This window comes from Mycobacterium sp. E740 (assembly GCF_001672895.1).
In the GTDB taxonomy this organism is placed as follows: Bacteria; Actinomycetota; Actinomycetes; order Mycobacteriales; family Mycobacteriaceae; genus Mycobacterium.
In genome coordinates this window covers 123,223-138,727 of sequence record NZ_LZKP01000172.1, presented here as the reverse complement: position 1 = coordinate 138,727, position 15,505 = coordinate 123,223, and the positions used below count along the sequence as shown (strand labels likewise).

The window sequence follows — 15,505 nt, the reverse complement described above, 5'->3', positions numbered from 1 at the left end:
GCACTGGCGTTGACCGATCCGGCCGCCCACCGCGATGCCGTCTACCACCTGACCGGGTACGGCTGATGCTGCGGATAGGGCTGGTGCGGCGGTGGATACCAGTAGCCCTGGGGCTGCTGGACCGGCGGTTGCTGCTGGTGCTGCGGCGGAGGTGGCCAGCCCGGGGCGTGCCACCCCGCGGGGGCGCCGTAGTCCGGTTGCGTCGGCGCACCGTCCGGGCGATTGCCCGACGAACCGTTGCCGTTGGTCCCGTTCTTTCCGCCGTCCGCCGATCTGGTGGCCTCCGCGGCTTTGGACGCCGCGGCGATCGCGGCCTTGAACGCGGGCTCGGGCACCGGTTTCGGCCATTCCTCGCCGCGCTCGATGGCAAGCTCGCCGGGCGTCTTGATCGGCGGCTTGTCGGACGGAACGCGACCGCCGAAGTCGTCGAACATGGTCAACCGCGGGCGCTTCTTCACGTCGCCGAAGATCTCTTCGAGCTCGCGCCGGTGCAGCGTCTCCTTCTCCAGGAGTTCGCCTGCCAGCGTGTCGAGCACGTCGCGGTACTCGGTGAGGATCTCCCACGCCTCGGTGTGCGCGGCCTCGATGAGCTTGCGGACCTCGTCGTCGATGATCTGGGCGACCTCGTGGCTGTAGTCGGGTTGGGTGCCCATGGTGCGGCCCAGGAACGGGTCGCCGTGCTCGGTGCCGTAGCGCACCGCGCCGAGCTTGGAGCTCATGCCGTACTCGGTGACCATCGCGCGGGCGATCTTGGTGGCCTGCTCGATGTCGGAGACGGCGCCGGTGGTCGGCTCGCGGAACACCAGCTCCTCGGCTGCGCGCCCGCCCATCGCGAACACCAGCCGGGCGATCATCTCCGAGCGGGTCATCAGGCCCTTGTCGTCCTCGGGCACGGCCATCGCGTGGCCGCCGGTGCGGCCGCGGGCCAGGATCGTCACCTTGTAGATCGGGTCGATGTCCGGCATCGCCCACGCCGCCAGCGTGTGACCGCCCTCGTGGTAGGCGGTGATCTTCTTCTCGTGCTCGCTGATGATGCGGCTCTTGCGGCGCGGGCCGCCGACGACACGGTCGACGGCCTCCTCGAGCGCGGGGCCGGTGATGACGGTGCCGTTCTCGCGGGCGGTCAGCAGCGCAGCCTCGTTGATCACGTTGGCCAGGTCGGCGCCGGACATGCCGACCGTGCGCTTGGCCAGCCCGTCGAGGTCGGCGTCGTCGGCGATGGGCTTGCCCTGCGAGTGCACCCGCAGCACCGCGCGGCGGCCCGCCAGGTCGGGGTTGGACACCGGGATCTGGCGGTCGAAGCGGCCGGGGCGCAGCAGCGCCGGGTCGAGGATGTCGGGCCGGTTGGTGGCCGCGATCAGGATGACGCCCTGACGGTCGCCGAAGCCGTCCATCTCGACGAGCAACTGGTTGAGCGTCTGCTCGCGCTCGTCGTGCCCACCGCCGAGGCCGGCGCCGCGCTGGCGGCCGACCGCGTCGATCTCGTCGACGAAGATGATGCACGGGCTGTTCTGCTTGGCCTGTTCGAACAGGTCACGCACGCGCGAGGCGCCCACGCCGACGAACATCTCGACGAAGTCGGAGCCGCTGATCGTGAAGAACGGCACTCCGGCCTCGCCCGCGACGGCGCGCGCCAGCAGCGTCTTACCGGTGCCGGGCGGGCCGAACAGCAGTACGCCCTTGGGGATCTTGGCGCCCAGCGCCTGGTAGCGCGACGGGTTCTGCAGGAAGTCCTTGATCTCGTAGAGCTCTTCGACGGCCTCGTCCACACCGGCCACGTCGGCGAATGTGGTCTTGGGCATGTCCTTGGTCAGCTGCTTGGCCCGCGACTTGCCGAAACCGAAGCCCATCCGGCCGCCGGTCTGCATCCGGGAGAACATGATGAACAGGCCGACCAGCAGCAGCAACGGCAGCAGATAGATCAGCAGCGAGCCGAGCATGCTGCCCTGGTTGACCACCGTGTTGGTCTTGACGTTCTTGCCCTGCAGCGAGTCGAACAGCGTCGCGCCGTATCCCGTCGGGTACTTGGTGATGATCTTGTCGCTGCCGTCGACCTCGTTTTTCAACTCCAGCCGCAGCTGTTGCTCGCGGTCGTCGATCTGGGCTGACTTGACGTTGTCGCTGTTGATCTGGGCGACCGCCACCGAGGTGTCGATCGGTTTGTAGCCGCGGGTGTCGTCGCTGAAGTAGTAGAAGGACCAACCCAGCAACAGCACGACCGCGATCACGGTCAGCGTGCGGATGACATTTTTCCGGTTCATCAACTATCCGTCGTCGACTTCCTCTGCGAAACCTCAAGGCTACCGCTAGACCAACGAACGACGGTTCCCGACGGTTCTCTGCGCCCTTTCCGCGCGAACGTGAGGTTGTGTTCGATTTTTCGACGATTTCTCGCGCACAACCTCACGTTCGGCGCGGGCTGTGTTTTGGTATGACCGTGCTCACCGGAACCGAGCGGTTCGTCGACACCAACGGGGTCCGACTGCGGGTGCTCGAGGCGGGCGAGCGCGGCGCGCCGCTGGTTGTCCTGGCGCACGGCTTTCCCGAGCTGGCCTTCTCGTGGCGTCATCAGCTGCCGGCGCTGGCCGAGGCCGGCTACCACGTGCTCGCGCCGGACCAGCGCGGCTACGGCGCGTCGTCGGCTCCCGCGGACGTCGACGCCTACACGGTCGCCGAGTTGAGCGCCGACATCGTCGGCCTGATCGATGACGCGGGCGCCGACCGCGCGGTCATCGTCGGCCACGACTTCGGCGGCGTGGTGGCCTGGGGCGCGCCGCTGTTGCACCCGGACCGCTTCGCCGGAGTGGTGGGCGTCTGTGCGCCGCCGGTACCGCGCTCACGGGTGCCCACGACCCAGGCGTTCCGCCGCATCTTCGGCGACAAGTTCTTCTACATCCTCTACTACCAGGAACCGGGCCCGGCCGACGAAGAGCTGAACCGCGACCCCGCCACGTCGATGCGCAAGCTGTTCGCCTCGACCGCGTCGTCCAGGGGCGGGCTGGTCGGCGACCGGATGACCGCTCCGGGCCCGGCCGGGTTCCTCGACCGTATCCCGGATCCGGGCGGACTGCCCGACTGGATCAGCCAGGCGGAGTTCGACCGCTACGTCGACGAGTTCACCCGCACCGGCTTCACCCCCGCGCTCAATTGGTACCGCTGCTTCGACCGCAACTGGGAACTGACAGCGAGCACGCCGGCCGCGACGATCGACGTGCCCGCGTTGTTCATCGGCGGCACCGAGGACCCGACGATGGCGTACACGCCACGGCACCGCGCCCGCGAGGTGGTGTCCGGCGACTACCGCGAGGTGATGATCGACGGCGCCGGACACTGGGTGCCGCAGGAGCGGCCAGCCGCGGTGAACGCCGCGCTGCTGGAGTTCTTGACCCGATTGGAGTGGTGAGATGCGCGCTGCGGTGCTGCGCGACGGACGGATAGTGCTTCGCGACGACGTCCCGGAACCGGTCCCACTCGAGGGCCAGGTCCTCGTCGAGGTGAAAGCCTGCGGAATCTGCGGCTCCGACCTGCATTTCGCCAAGCACGGCGACCAGATGGTCCGGCTCACCCGGGAGATCACGGGCATGCCGCTGCAAGGCGGGCTGCCCGTCGACCTCAACGCCGACGTGTACATGGGCCACGAGTTCAGCGCGGAGGTCCTCGAGGCCGGACCGGACACCGAGGCGCCTGCCCCGGGAACCCTGGTGACGTCACTGCCGGTTCTGTTGTCCCCGAAGGGCTTTGAGCCGATCCTGTCGAGCAATACGGTGCTCGGCGGGTACGCCGAACGGATGTTGCTGTCGGCGCCGTTGCTGTTGCGCGTGCCCGACGGTTTGGACCCGCGCCACGCCGCGCTCACCGAACCGATGGCCGTCGGATTGCACGCGGTCAACAAGTCAGCGATCGCGCCCGGTGAGTCCGCTCTCGTCATCGGCTGCGGCCCGATCGGTATCGCGATCGTTGCCGCGTTGCGGCTCAGAGGTGTCGAACACGTTGCAGCAGCGGATTTTTCGGCCAGACGCCGCGACCTCGCCGCGACGATGGGCGCGCACGAGACGCTGGATCCCGCGGACGGCTCGCCGTTCGACACCGTGGCGCCCGACGTGGTCTTCGAGGCGGTCGGGGTGCCCGGCATCATCAACGACGTGATGCGTCGCGCCCCGTTGGGCAGCCGCCTGGTGGTGGCCGGGGTGTGCATGCAGCCCGACACCGTGGTGCCCCTGTTCGGCATCGCGAAAGAAATCAACGTGCAGTTCGTCAACGCCTACGACCACAACGAGTTCGCCGACTCGCTGCGCGCGATAGCCGAAGGCCGCATCGACGTCTCGCCGCTGATCACCGGCGAGGTCGGGCTGGAGGGCGTCGGCGCGGCGTTCGACGAACTCGCCCACCCTGACGCGCACTGCAAGATCGTGGTGACGCCCTGACGGTATGGTGCCAGCCATGCCGATCGCTGCGCGGGCGAAGACGCCCACCCGAGTCCTCGCCGCCGCTGCCGTGGGATTGACCGCCCTGTTGTCGGGCTGCGATGCGAAAGCCGGTCCCGTCCTGACCAACAACGCCGGCGCGCCGCGCCAGGTGACGGTCGTCGGCACCGGTGAGGTGCTCGGCACGCCCGACACGTTGACGATCAAGGCGGCGATGGAAGTCGTCGCCGCCGATGCCGCCGGCGCGCTGAACCAGACCAGCCAATTGCAACGTGCCGTCATCGACGCGTTGGTCGGGTCGGGAATCGACCGCAAGGACATCAACACGTCTCAGGTGACCGTGCAGCCGCAGTACGCCGGGGGCGACGGCACGAACATCAACGGCTATCGGGCGTCGAACACCATCGACATCAAGATCCGCGACTTGAACACCGCGTCGCAGGCGTTCGGGCTCATCGCGAGCAAGGGCGGCAACGCGACGAGGATCAACGACGTCACGCTTGCGATCGAGGACGACTCGCAACTGGTCCGCGAGGCGCGCGCTCGGGCGTTCAACGATGCCAAGAGCCGCGCCGAACAGTATGCGCTGCTGGCCGATCTGGACTTGGGCAACGTCATCTCCATTTCGGAGGTGCCGTCCTCGACGCCGCCGACACCCTTACCGACCACGCGCGGTCCCGCGGCCGAGATGGCCGCCGTGCCGATCGAGCCCGGTCAGCAGACGGTCGGCTTCAACGTGACCGTCGTCTACGAGCTGACGTAGACCGGTTCAGCCCGCGGGTGCGATGTCCACCGGAATCCCGTTGAGCACAGCGGTGCCCGACAGCGGGTCGAGGTGGTTGCCGTCGTTGAGCTGGTTGACGTTCACGCCGGGCCGGCCGGCCGCGACCCGTTGGCCGGTGGCGGGGCGGTCGTGCCCCCACCCGTGCGGAAGCGACACCACGCCGCGGCGCATCTCGGGTGTGACCTCGACCGGCGCCAGTAGCTCGCCACCCGGTCCCTTGACGATCGCCGTGTCGGTGAGGCCGAGTTCGGCCGCGTCGTCGGGATGGATGCGCAGCGTGCACCGGTTCGACCCGCCCGACAGTGCCGGCAGATTGTGCATCCAGCTGTTGTTGGATCGCAGCTGTCGTCGCCCGATGAGCACGAACCCGTAGGGCCGCCTGCCGAGCGCGTCGCGAAGTCGTGCGACGTCGGCGAGTAACTGGTGCGGTGCGAGTTCGATTCGCCCCGTTGGTGTTCGCAGCACCTCGGCGAGCCGCGGCTGCAGCGGACCAAGGTCGATACCGTGCGGGGCGGCCTTCAGCTTGGCCAGGGTGAGTCCGTCGGGCCTGCCGCCGAACGCGTCGCCGTACGCGCCGAGGCGCAACATCATGTCGAGGCGCCGTTCGTAGCCCGGGCCCGGCGCGAGCATCGCGGTCAGTTCGTCGACCGAGCGTCCCGCGACCGGCGAGTCGGGGTCGCCGACCTCCTTGGCCAGCGTCGTGGCGATCACCTGGTCGTCGACCAGCGTCGGATCGCCTGCGGGGCCCACGCCATACAGGATCAGCGCGATGCGCGACAGTATCTCGGCTTCGTCCGGGCGGTCGGCCAGCGGCAGGGCCGGCGGTGAGTAACGCGCATTGTTGTGCACCGCAAGGGCATTCAGCGCGAGGTCGAAGTGCGCGCTCTGCGACGGCGGAGGCGGTGGCAGGATGACGTCGGCGTGCCGGGTGGTCTCGTTGAGATAGGGGTCGACGCTGAGCATGAACTCGACGCCGTCGAGCGCCTTGTCGAGGCGGTCGCCGTCGGGCGCGGACAGCACCGGGTTGCCGGCGATCGTGATGACAGCCTTGATCTGTCCGTCGCCGGGCGTCTCGATCTCCTCGGCGAGCGCCGCGGCCGGAAACTCCGAGAGCACTTCGGGATGACCGGACACGCGGCTGTGCCAACGGCCGGTGCGGAAGCCGCGGCCGGGCTTCGGCGGGCGGGCCGCCGGCGCGATCGGCGACAGCGGGAACATCGCACCGCCCGGCCGGTCCAGGTTGCCGGTGAGGATGTTGACGACGTCGACGAGCCAGCTGCCCAGAGTGCCGAATTCGACTGTGGACGTTCCGATTCGGCCGTAGACCGCGGCGGTCGGCGCGGTGGCGAGTTCGCGGGCCAGGGTCCGGATGTCGTCGGCGGGCACTTCGCAGAAGGGCGCCACCGTCTCCGGTGAGAAGTCGGCGGCGAGCGCGCGCACCTCGTCGAGACCGTCGACGTGCCCGGCCAGGTCCTTCAAGTCGACGAGGTCCTCGTCGAACAGCACGTGCACGACGGCCGCCAGCAGCGCCGCATCGGTGCCCGGCCGCGGCGCGAGATGGCGGTCGGCGAGCTCGGCGGTCCGGGTGCGGGCGGGGTCGATGACGACGAGGCGCCCGCCGCGTTTGCGCAACGCGCGAAGTTTGCCGGGAAAATCGGCCGCGGTCGCCAGACTTCCGTTGGACACAAGGGGATTCGCGCCGATGACGACGAGGCAATCCGTGCGGTCGAGGTCGGGCACGGTGAACGCGACCGGACTGCCGAACATCAACCCGAGCGCGACGTGCTTGGGCATCTGGTCCAGAGTGCTCGCCGAGTACACCTGCCGGGTGCCCAATGCCTTGACGACGACCGGCGTGTACATCCCGCCCGCGATCGTGTGGGCGTTCGGGTTGCCCAGGTACACCCCGACCGACGCGCCGCCGTGCTCGGCGATGACACCGCCGAGGCCCTCGGCGACGGCCGCGAACGCCTCCTCCCAGCTGGCCTCCGTCAGCACGCCGTCACGCCGGATCAGCGGGCGGCTCAACCGGTCGGGGTCGTTGTCGAGTTCGGCGAAGCTGGCGCCCTTCGGGCAGATGAAGCCCTTGCTGAAGACGTCGTCTTTGTCGCCGCGCGCCGCGGTGACGCGACCGTCGTCGATCGTCAGCGTCAGGCCGCACGTCGCTTCGCACAGCGGGCAGATGCGGAGGGCTGTTTCCGTCATGGCGCCATCCTGCGCCGAAATAGCATTCCTGGTCGCTGATCGCTTCATTTCACAGCCCTGAGTTCTCGCTCGCGAATGCCGCTCAGTCCTGCTCGTACACCTTCGGGTCGAGCGTGCCGATGTAGTCGAGGTCGCGGTACCGCTCGGCGTAGTCCAACCCGTAGCCGACCACGAACTCGTTGGGGATGTCGAACCCGACATGCGCGATGTCGACGTCGGCGCGCACGGCGTCCGGCTTGCGCAGCAGCGCGCACACCCGCAGCGAGCGCGGGTGGCGGGCCGCGAGATTGCGCAGCAACCACGACAGGGTCAGGCCGGAGTCCACGATGTCTTCGACGATCAGCACATCGCGGCCGTTGATGTCGCGGTCGAGGTCCTTGAGGATGCGCACCACTCCGGACGACGAGGTCGAGGAGCCGTACGAGCTGACCGCCATGAACTCCAGCTGCGTCGGCAGCGGGATCGCCCGCGCGAGGTCGGTGACGAAGAACACCGCACCCTTGAGCACGGTCACGAGCAGCAGATCCTGGCCGTTCGCCTCGACCGCTTCGCGGTACTCCTGACCGATGAGGGCGCCCAGTTCGGCGATCTTCGCCTGGATCTCCTCCGACGACAGCAGCACCGACTTGATATCGCCGCAGTACGGCTCGGCGGGTTGCTCAGGCACGCGCACAGTTTTTCATGTTTTGCACCGGCTCCGTGTGCAGGGTCAGCATGCCGTCACGGCGGCTCGCGATCAGCCGTCGCTCGCGCTGGGTGGATCCGACTGCCACCCCGCCTTGGCCACGCCACGCCGTCACCAGCGTGTCCACGCCGCGGATCTGCTTTTCGGTGAGGCCTACCGCGCCGCCGTCGAGCAGCCAACGCCGAATCGCCCTGAGCCGCAATGCTTCCGGCAGAGCGGCCAGCTTGGCGGTGTCCAGCGTGCCGTCGCAGCGCAGCTCGGTCAGCGAGCGGTCGGCCAGTTCGTCGAGGGTTTCGGTGTCGGTGCGCAGCGCACCCGCGGTGCGGGCCAGTGCCTCGGCGACCCCGCCGCCGAGGACGTCTTCGAGCAGCGGCAACACTTCCTCACGCAGGCGAACCCGGGTGAAGCGGCGGTCGGTGTTGTGCGGGTCGTGCCACGGCACCAGCCCGAGTTCGGCACACACGGCCCGGGTCGTCGCGCGGCGAACGCCGAGCAGGGGCCGGTACCACGGCGGGTCGCAGGCCCGCATGCCCGCGATCGATCGCGGGCCCGAGCCGCGGCCCAACCCCAGCAGCACCGTCTCGGCCTGGTCGTCGAGCGTGTGCCCGAGCAGCACCGGCGCACCGTCTCGCGCCGCGTCCAGCGCCTCATAGCGAGCCGTGCGTGCCGCGGCTTCCGGACCCCCCGCGGTGCCGACGTCGACTCGAATGATCTGCGCGGCAACGCATCCCAGAGATAACGCCTGGCGCTGTGCGTTCTGCGCGACGGCAGCGGAATCCGGCTGCAACTGATGATCGACGATCAGCGCGGTGGTCGGTTTGACGACGGCTGCGATCGCCGTCAGCGCCAGCGAATCCGCGCCTCCGGACAGCGCGACGCACCAGCGGTCGTCGCCGGAACCGAAGTCACGCGCGCACGCCGTGACCGCCGCACGCAGAGCGGCTACAGCACCCTGTCGATCCATCGTTGCGGCTCGTCGATTTCGGTTGGCAGCGGGAGTGTTTCGGGACCTGTCCAGACGGCGTTGAACCGTGCCATGCCGACGGCGGACACCACATGGTCCACGAAAGCCTTGCCGCGGGTGTACTGGCTGAGCTTGGCGTCGAACCCGAGCAGTGCGCGCAGCACCCGTTGCAGTGGCGGTTGCTTGCGCTGGCGGCGTTCGTCGAACCGCTTGCGGATGTTGGCCACCGACGGCACCACGGCGGGACCGACCGCGTCCATCACATGATCGGCATGTCCTTCGAGCAGCGTGCCGAGCACCAGCAGCCGGTCGAGCGCCTCGCGCTGCGGCTCCGATTGCACCGCCCGCAGCAAGCCGATCATCCCGTTCGTATTGGCGTCTTTCGCAACGTCGTTCGCGTCGCCACGGCGCTGCCGGACGAAGTCGGCGAGTCGCGACACCATTTCGGCGATGTCGTCGCTGTTCTCCTCGGTGAGCACGGCGAGCGAGCGCGACATGTGGTCCGCCAGCCAAGGATTCGCACGGAACTGCACCCGGTGGGTGACCTCGTGCAGGCACACCCAGAGGCGGAAGTCGTAGGGCTGCACGCGCAGCTGGCGTTCGACGGCGATCACGTTGGGGTACACCAGCAGCAGCTCGCCGCCGTCGCGGCCGAACGGGTCGTACTGGCCGAGGATTCCCGAGGACACGAACGCCAGGACCGCACCGGTCTGCGCGCCGGTGATACGCCCGCTGATGAAGCCCCGCGGACTTTCCGTTCCCCCGGTCATCACCCGCATGGACTGGGTGGCCGCGCGGATCCACTGCGGGCGGTCCACGATTCGGGCCTCGGGGATCTCGCCGCCCTCGCTCAGGCCGGTCACCTCGCGTACCGGCAGTTCGGCCGACCGGGCCGCGTCGGTCAGCTGCTCGATCACCTGGCGTCGCGTGTAGTCGCTGGCCGCCGGACCGGGGCGGGCCAGCTTCTCCCCTACGGTGGCCGCGAACTTCCAGTCGACGGCGCGGCCGACGGAAATCGAAGACTTGGCGCTCGGCGTCATGCGCTGCATCCGCAGGTGCGCAGCGTGCCCGCCAGGTTGTCCAGCGCGATGCGCCCGGTCGGGCCGGCGTTGTTGGACAGCAGCGCGAACGTCAGGACCCGCCCGCTCGCGTCGGTCACGATGCCGGCCAGCGAGTTGGTGCCCGTCAACGACCCGGTCTTGGCGCGCAGGAAGCCCGCCGAGTCCCGTAGGCCCGGTTCGAGATAACGGTTGGAGAGCGTGCCGCTGCCGCCGGCGATCGGCAACAGGTCGACCAGTGGGCGCAGCGCGGGATGCTCACTTCCGGCCGCCCCCTGCACCACTCCGTCCAGAGTCCGTGCGGTGAGGCGGTCGTCGACGGAGAGCCCGCTGGAGTCGAACAGCCGTGCGCCGGTGGTGTCGACCCCGGCGCCGTCGAGCGCACCGAGTACCGCGCGGACCGCGCCGTCGAAGCTCTGCGGGAGGTTCTTCTCCGCGGCGACCTCGCGACCGATCGCCTCGGCCATCACGTTGTCGGAGGCGTTCATCATGTCGCGTAGCCGCGACATCAGCGGAGGCGACTGGACCGCGGCGATCTCCTTGCCGCCGCTGGCGCTGCCGGGTGACACGCTGACCTTCGCCGGGTCGATCCGCAGCGCCGCCGCCAGCGCCCGGCCGGCGTCCAGCGCAGGGGTGCGTGAACGCGCGGAGTCCACGCTCACCGGCTGGGTGCGCCCGGCGTCGAGCATCACCGACTCCATCGGCGCGATGTCGCCGCCGTCGATGTCGAGCGGATCCCACCCGGGCGCCATGGTCGGTCCGCTGTATGCGCTTGTGTCGACCTGCACCTCGGTCACCTCGATGCCGCTGCCGCGTACCTGCTCGGCGAGGTCGCTGATCCGGGCCGCGTCGCGGTACCACGTCTCCTCCGGGGCGGGTGCCGCCGACAAGGTGGGGTCGCCACCGCCCTTGAGCACCACCACCCCGGGCCTGCTGCCGCTGTAGACCCGGGTTATGAGGCGGGCATCGCGATCCAGTGTCAGCAACGCCGCCGCGGTGGTCAGCGTCTTGTTGACCGACGCCGGCTGCATCGGCACCTCGGCACCCTGCGCCCACAGTTGGGTGTCGGTTTTCGCGTCGGTGACGCGGCCGGTCAACTGGCCCAGGTTCGGGTCGGCCAGCATCGGCGCCAGCGCGGCGAGCAGCCGGTCCGGCGCCGGCTTGGGCGCCGAGTCGGCGAGCGGCACGACACCCGGGTTCGCCGTCGCGGCCGCGGGAGTCGGTTTGACGGCCGCAGCCTCGGTGGACGGGCCCGCGCTGAGCACGGCGGCAACCACGACGACGACGGCCACCAGCAGCAAGACCGTCACGCCGACCGCCACATGCGTGGACCGCCGCCACCGAGTGGGCCGCATAACTCTCCTGCTCAACTAGACCGCCGCCGTACTGCAGCGTATCGCTCCATTAAGGTTGACCCGCGTTCTCACCGGACGACACAGACCACAGCACAGGGCAAGGAGCCACCGTCGTGCAGTTCGAGGTAGTAATCGAGATTCCCAAGGGTTCGCGAAACAAGTACGAGGTGGACCACGACACCGGCCGGGTGAAGCTGGACCGCTACCTGTACACGTCGATGGCCTACCCGACGGACTACGGATTCTTCGAGGACACGCTCGGCGAGGACGGTGACCCGCTCGACGCGCTGGTGCTGCTGCCGGAGTCGGTGTTCCCGGGCTGCATCGTCGAGGTCCGTCCGGTGGCCATGTTCCAGATGACCGACGAGGCCGGCGGCGACGACAAGGTGCTGTGCGTGCCCGCCGACGACCCGCGGTGGGAGCACATCCAGGACCTGGGCGACGTACCTGAATACGAGCTCGAGGCGATCAAGCACTTCTTCGTGCACTACAAGGACCTCGAGCCGGGCAAGTTCGTGAAGGCCGCCGACTGGGTCGGCCGGGACAAGGCCGAAGCCGAGGTGCAGGCGTCAGTCGAGCGGTTCAAGAAGTCCGGTCACTGAATTTTCGCTGCTGTAACACGAGGTAACCCGCACGTTCTGCGGGCCTCCGATCATTGCCTTGTGTTGATGCATCAGGGGATCGGCCTGGCGGCCTTCAACACCATGCCCATGCGCCGCGCGGTGCACGCACTCTACGAGTGCTGCTACAGCGTCCCGCTGGCCGCCGACCTGGCGAGCGGACGTCCCTACACGGACTACGACGCGCTCTATCGAACGGCGGACGCGGTGCTGTTCGGGCTACCGGACGACATGGTCGACTCGATCCTGCACGCCCACCCCGACATCGGCCGTCGCCCGGGCAGCACGAAATCCGCGGCCGAGCAGTGCGCGATCTGGTGTGACGAGCCCGATGTGATGGAACGGCTGAGGCAGGCATCGAAGCGATACACCGAGACCTTCGGATCCGGCTTCGTGATGCTGATCAACGGCTACTCGGCACACGACGTACTCGCGACGATGGCCGACCGGATGCACAACGACACCGAAACCGAGCGCAAGGTGATGCGCAACGAATTGGCCCGCGTCAACCGCAGCCGCTTCGAACGCATGCTCGGCCCGGAGAGCGGCTACGACAACTGGTGACGACTGGTGACGCGTCGGCGCTGAACGCGGCCATTCGGCTGATCTGTGTGTCGCCCGCGGGCATGATGAGCCGATGCACGACGTTATCGACGGCCGATGGGACAGTCGCTTCGACAAGGTGGCCGACGCGCTGGCCGACGAGATCACCAAAGGCGAGGAACTCGGGGCGGCCATAGCCGTCGACGTCGACGGCGAATCCGTGGTCGACATCTGGGGCGGCCACGCCGACCGCGCCAGAACGGCACCATGGACCCGCGACACCATCGTGAACTTCTGGTCGTGCACCAAGACGCTCACCGCGCTCGCGGCGTTGATGGTCGTCGACCGCGGCGAGCTCGACCCCTACTCCCCGGTCGCCGACTACTGGCCCGAGTTCGGGGCGAACGGCAAGGGGGACATCGAAGTTCGGCATCTGCTCGCGCACACCTCGGGGGTGTCGGGCTGGGAGGCGCCGTTCAGCCTCGAGGACATGTACGACTGGGACAACTCGACCAGCCACCTGGCGGGCCAGTCCCCGTGGTGGCCTCCCGGGACGGCGTCGGGCTATCACGCGCTCAACTACGGACACCTCATCGGCGAGGTGATCCGTCGAGTAACCGGCAAGTCGCTCAAGGAGTTCGTCCGCGACGAGATCGCCAGGCCGCTGAACGCCGATGTGCAGATCGGCGCCGCACCCGAGGACGACGACCGCATCGCCGAGCTGATCGGGCCGCCGCCGCTCGATCTGCCGTTCGAGCTGCTTCCTGGAGACCATCCGATGCTCAAGACGTTCGGCGCGATCCGGCCAGACCAGGATGTCGCCGCCGTCGCGGAGACCACCGATTGGCGGCGCGCTGACATCGGCGCCGCCAACGGTCACGGCAACGCCCGCGGCCTCGCACGTGCCTTGTCGCCGATCTCGTTGGGCGGCAAGGCAAACGGTGTGCAGCTCCTGAGCCAGCGAACCATCGACATGATCTTCGAAGAGCAGTCCAACGGACCGGATCAGGTGCTGATGATCCCGTTGCGCTTCGGCATCGGCTTCGGACTGCCCTGTCCGGCAAGCGTTCCCGCCATCCCCGACGGCCGGATCTGCTGGTGGGGTGGCTGGGGCGGATCGGCGATCGCGATGGATCTGGACCGGCGCGCGACGATCGCGTACGTGATGAATCGGATGGGCCCGGGCACCACCGGCACGGAGCGGACGAACCGGTACGCCAGGCTGGTCTACGAGGCCTTGGGCTGAGGCCGTCAGGACGCTGCCTGTTGCGCCCGCAACGCCAAGCGGTGCAGCACGGCGCGGCCCAGCGCGTGAACATCGTCGCGCGGCGACGCCGGCACCAGCGTGACGCCGTCGGCCACCTCGGCCAGTTCGATGTCGGCGAGCAGGCCGGCGAGCCCGTCGACGGTGCCTCCGTATCGCACGCCGTCGGCCGATTGCAGATCGGCACGCGCCGACCGGAAGTCGGCGGCGACCGCGACTGTCACGTCGAGGATCACGGCCACGTCGTCGGCTTCCGCGCGCACGCGCGCACGGACTCGTCGCGCATGTTGGAGGTCCGTCGCGGCGACGCGGACGGGCCGCCGGCCGCCGTCGGTCAGCTCCTCCCAGCCGCCGTGCGGCGCGGGGGTCACGAACAGTCGCACTCGCCGAATGCTAGGACAGCCTGCCGGCGCGTCGGAGCGTTGCACTCATTGCGAGTCCAACGACTTGGTGGTCTGGCTCTCGCCGTTCTTGACGTCGTGCACCCGGGTCTTGTAGAGGCTCGCCGCGGTGGTGACCAGCAACGTCACGACGATCACACCCAGCGAAAGCAGCGTCGGTATCTCCGGCACCGGGACGTGCTCGCCGCCGTTGATGAACGGCACTTCGTTCTCGTGCAGCGCGTGCAGCAGCAGCTTCACCCCGATGAACCCGAGGATCAACGCCAGGCCCTGGGAGAGATACACCAACCGCTTGAGCAGATCACCCAGCAGGAAGTACAGCTGACGCAGGCCCATCAGCGCGAAGACGTTCGCCGTGAAGACCAGGTACGGCTCCCTGGTCAGGCCGTAGATGGCCGGGATGGAGTCCAGCGCGAAGATCAGATCCGTGGTTCCGAGGGCGACGATGACCAGGAACATCGGCGTCATCAGCCGTTTGCCGTTCTCCTTGATCCACAGCTTGAGGCCGTCCCACTTGTCGGTCAGGTTCAGGTGGTTGCGCGCGAACCGCACCACGATGTTGTCGCCGTCGTCCTCGTGGTCGGTGTCGCGGGCGAGGTTGATCGCGGTGTAGACCAGGAACGCGGCGAAGATGTAGAACACCCACGAGAACTGGTTGATCGCGACGGCGCCCAGCGCGATGAAGATGCCGCGGAAGATCAACGCCAGGATGATGCCCACCAGAAGCGCCTGCTGCTGGTATTTCCTGGGCACGTTGAAGCTGGCCATGATGATCAGGAACACGAACAGGTTGTCCACCGACAGGCTGTATTCGGTGAGCCAGCCGGCGAAGAACTCGAGCCCGTACTGCCCGCCGTGGAAGAACCACGTCCACAACCCGAACGCGATCGCCAGGCTGATGTAGACCGCCAGCGCGATCCCGGTTTCCCGTTTCGACGGTTCGTGTGGCCGTCGGCCGATCACCACGACATCGAACAGCAGGATGGCGATCGTCACGCTCAGCGTGATGATCCATTCGAGTTGGGAAACGTTCATTGATCCTCCGGTCGTCAAAGCGCCGGAGGTCTCTTCCACCGCCACGATGCAACGCGTCGGCCCGCAGTACCGGTCGTCCGACGACGGCCGACGTGATGACGACACCGCGGCGAAGGAATACTCCCCTCCGCAGACGATTCTGCCAGGCACCTGGGAATGACCGGAAG

At 68.4% G+C, this 15,505-nt stretch carries 15 protein-coding genes; 7 read left to right on the top strand and 8 right to left on the bottom strand.

The genetic code is table 11. From position 1 onward, the window contains the following. Window positions 1-41 precede the first annotated feature (41 nt). Window positions 42-2,261, bottom strand: coding sequence for an ATP-dependent zinc metalloprotease FtsH (gene ftsH / locus A5663_RS16710; protein ID WP_068151323.1), 2,220 nt, complete (start codon window positions 2,259-2,261; stop codon window positions 42-44). Between the two features lie 170 nt (window positions 2,262-2,431). On the opposite strand from ftsH, the gene A5663_RS16705 reads away from it, so the two are divergent. Genes A5663_RS16705 through A5663_RS16695 form a run of 3 tightly spaced genes read left to right on the top strand, consistent with a single transcriptional unit; the run spans window position 2,432 to window position 5,187 of the window. Further along, entirely contained in the window at window positions 2,432-3,403 is a 972-nt protein-coding gene (locus tag A5663_RS16705; protein ID WP_068151320.1) for an alpha/beta fold hydrolase, read from the top strand. A 1-nt stretch (window position 3,404) separates the two neighbouring features. Beyond that, a complete protein-coding gene (locus tag A5663_RS16700; protein ID WP_068151315.1) occupies window positions 3,405-4,424 on the top strand; it encodes a zinc-binding dehydrogenase in 1,020 nt (339 codons plus the stop codon). A 16-nt stretch (window positions 4,425-4,440) separates the two neighbouring features. Beyond that, window positions 4,441-5,187, top strand: a complete 747-nt coding sequence (locus A5663_RS16695) for an SIMPL domain-containing protein (RefSeq protein ID WP_068151368.1) — start codon at window positions 4,441-4,443, stop codon at window positions 5,185-5,187. Between the two features lie 6 nt (window positions 5,188-5,193). On the opposite strand, the gene A5663_RS16690 is transcribed toward A5663_RS16695, so the two are convergent. From A5663_RS16690 to dacB, 5 genes are all read right to left on the bottom strand, one after another. Beyond that, the gene (locus A5663_RS16690; RefSeq protein ID WP_068151313.1) at window positions 5,194-7,413 is read right to left on the bottom strand and encodes a molybdopterin-dependent oxidoreductase; all 2,220 of its coding nucleotides are present in this window, start codon (window positions 7,411-7,413) and stop codon (window positions 5,194-5,196) included. Between the two features lie 82 nt (window positions 7,414-7,495). Beyond that, a complete protein-coding gene (gene hpt, locus A5663_RS16685) occupies window positions 7,496-8,086 on the bottom strand; it encodes a hypoxanthine phosphoribosyltransferase (protein ID WP_068151310.1) in 591 nt (196 codons plus the stop codon). Continuing rightward, complete coding sequence (gene tilS, locus A5663_RS16680; protein WP_068151307.1) at window positions 8,073-9,062, bottom strand: tRNA lysidine(34) synthetase TilS; 990 nt, start codon at window positions 9,060-9,062, stop codon at window positions 8,073-8,075. The genes hpt and tilS overlap by 14 nt, the downstream gene beginning before the upstream one ends. Then, window positions 9,041-10,111, bottom strand: a complete 1,071-nt coding sequence (locus tag A5663_RS16675; protein WP_068151304.1) for a zinc-dependent metalloprotease — start codon at window positions 10,109-10,111, stop codon at window positions 9,041-9,043. Before A5663_RS16675 ends, tilS begins: the two co-directional genes overlap by 22 nt. Continuing rightward, window positions 10,099-11,475 (bottom strand): D-alanyl-D-alanine carboxypeptidase/D-alanyl-D-alanine-endopeptidase, encoded by a 1,377-nt coding sequence (gene dacB, locus A5663_RS16670; RefSeq protein ID WP_068151300.1) that lies wholly within the window; start codon window positions 11,473-11,475, stop codon window positions 10,099-10,101. The genes A5663_RS16675 and dacB overlap by 13 nt, the downstream gene beginning before the upstream one ends. A gap of 113 nt (window positions 11,476-11,588) precedes the next feature. Between dacB and A5663_RS16665 the strand changes: the two genes are divergently transcribed. The 3 genes from A5663_RS16665 to A5663_RS16655 all read left to right on the top strand — a co-directional run bounded on the left by A5663_RS16665 (window position 11,589) and on the right by A5663_RS16655 (window position 13,884). Beyond that, a complete protein-coding gene (locus A5663_RS16665; RefSeq protein ID WP_068151298.1) occupies window positions 11,589-12,077 on the top strand; it encodes an inorganic diphosphatase in 489 nt (162 codons plus the stop codon). A gap of 60 nt (window positions 12,078-12,137) precedes the next feature. Further along, entirely contained in the window at window positions 12,138-12,659 is a 522-nt protein-coding gene (locus A5663_RS16660; RefSeq protein WP_231976809.1) for a 2-oxo-4-hydroxy-4-carboxy-5-ureidoimidazoline decarboxylase, read from the top strand. A 73-nt stretch (window positions 12,660-12,732) separates the two neighbouring features. Continuing rightward, complete coding sequence (locus A5663_RS16655) at window positions 12,733-13,884, top strand: serine hydrolase domain-containing protein (protein WP_068151296.1); 1,152 nt, start codon at window positions 12,733-12,735, stop codon at window positions 13,882-13,884. Window positions 13,885-13,889: 5 nt separating this feature from the next. On the opposite strand, the gene A5663_RS16650 is transcribed toward A5663_RS16655, so the two are convergent. Continuing rightward, window positions 13,890-14,294 (bottom strand): hypothetical protein, encoded by a 405-nt coding sequence (locus tag A5663_RS16650; protein ID WP_156744515.1) that lies wholly within the window; start codon window positions 14,292-14,294, stop codon window positions 13,890-13,892. A gap of 36 nt (window positions 14,295-14,330) precedes the next feature. After that, on the bottom strand, window positions 14,331-15,338 hold the full coding sequence (locus A5663_RS16645) for a TerC family protein (protein WP_068151363.1): 1,008 nt from the start codon (window positions 15,336-15,338) through the stop codon (window positions 14,331-14,333). On the opposite strand from A5663_RS16645, the gene A5663_RS23380 reads away from it, so the two are divergent. Further along, window positions 15,286-15,498: a hypothetical protein gene (locus A5663_RS23380; RefSeq protein ID WP_197503434.1), complete on the top strand. Its 213-nt coding sequence runs from the start codon at window positions 15,286-15,288 to the stop codon at window positions 15,496-15,498. The two genes, A5663_RS16645 and A5663_RS23380, sit on opposite strands and share 53 nt — an antisense overlap. Window positions 15,499-15,505: the final 7 nt, after the last annotated feature.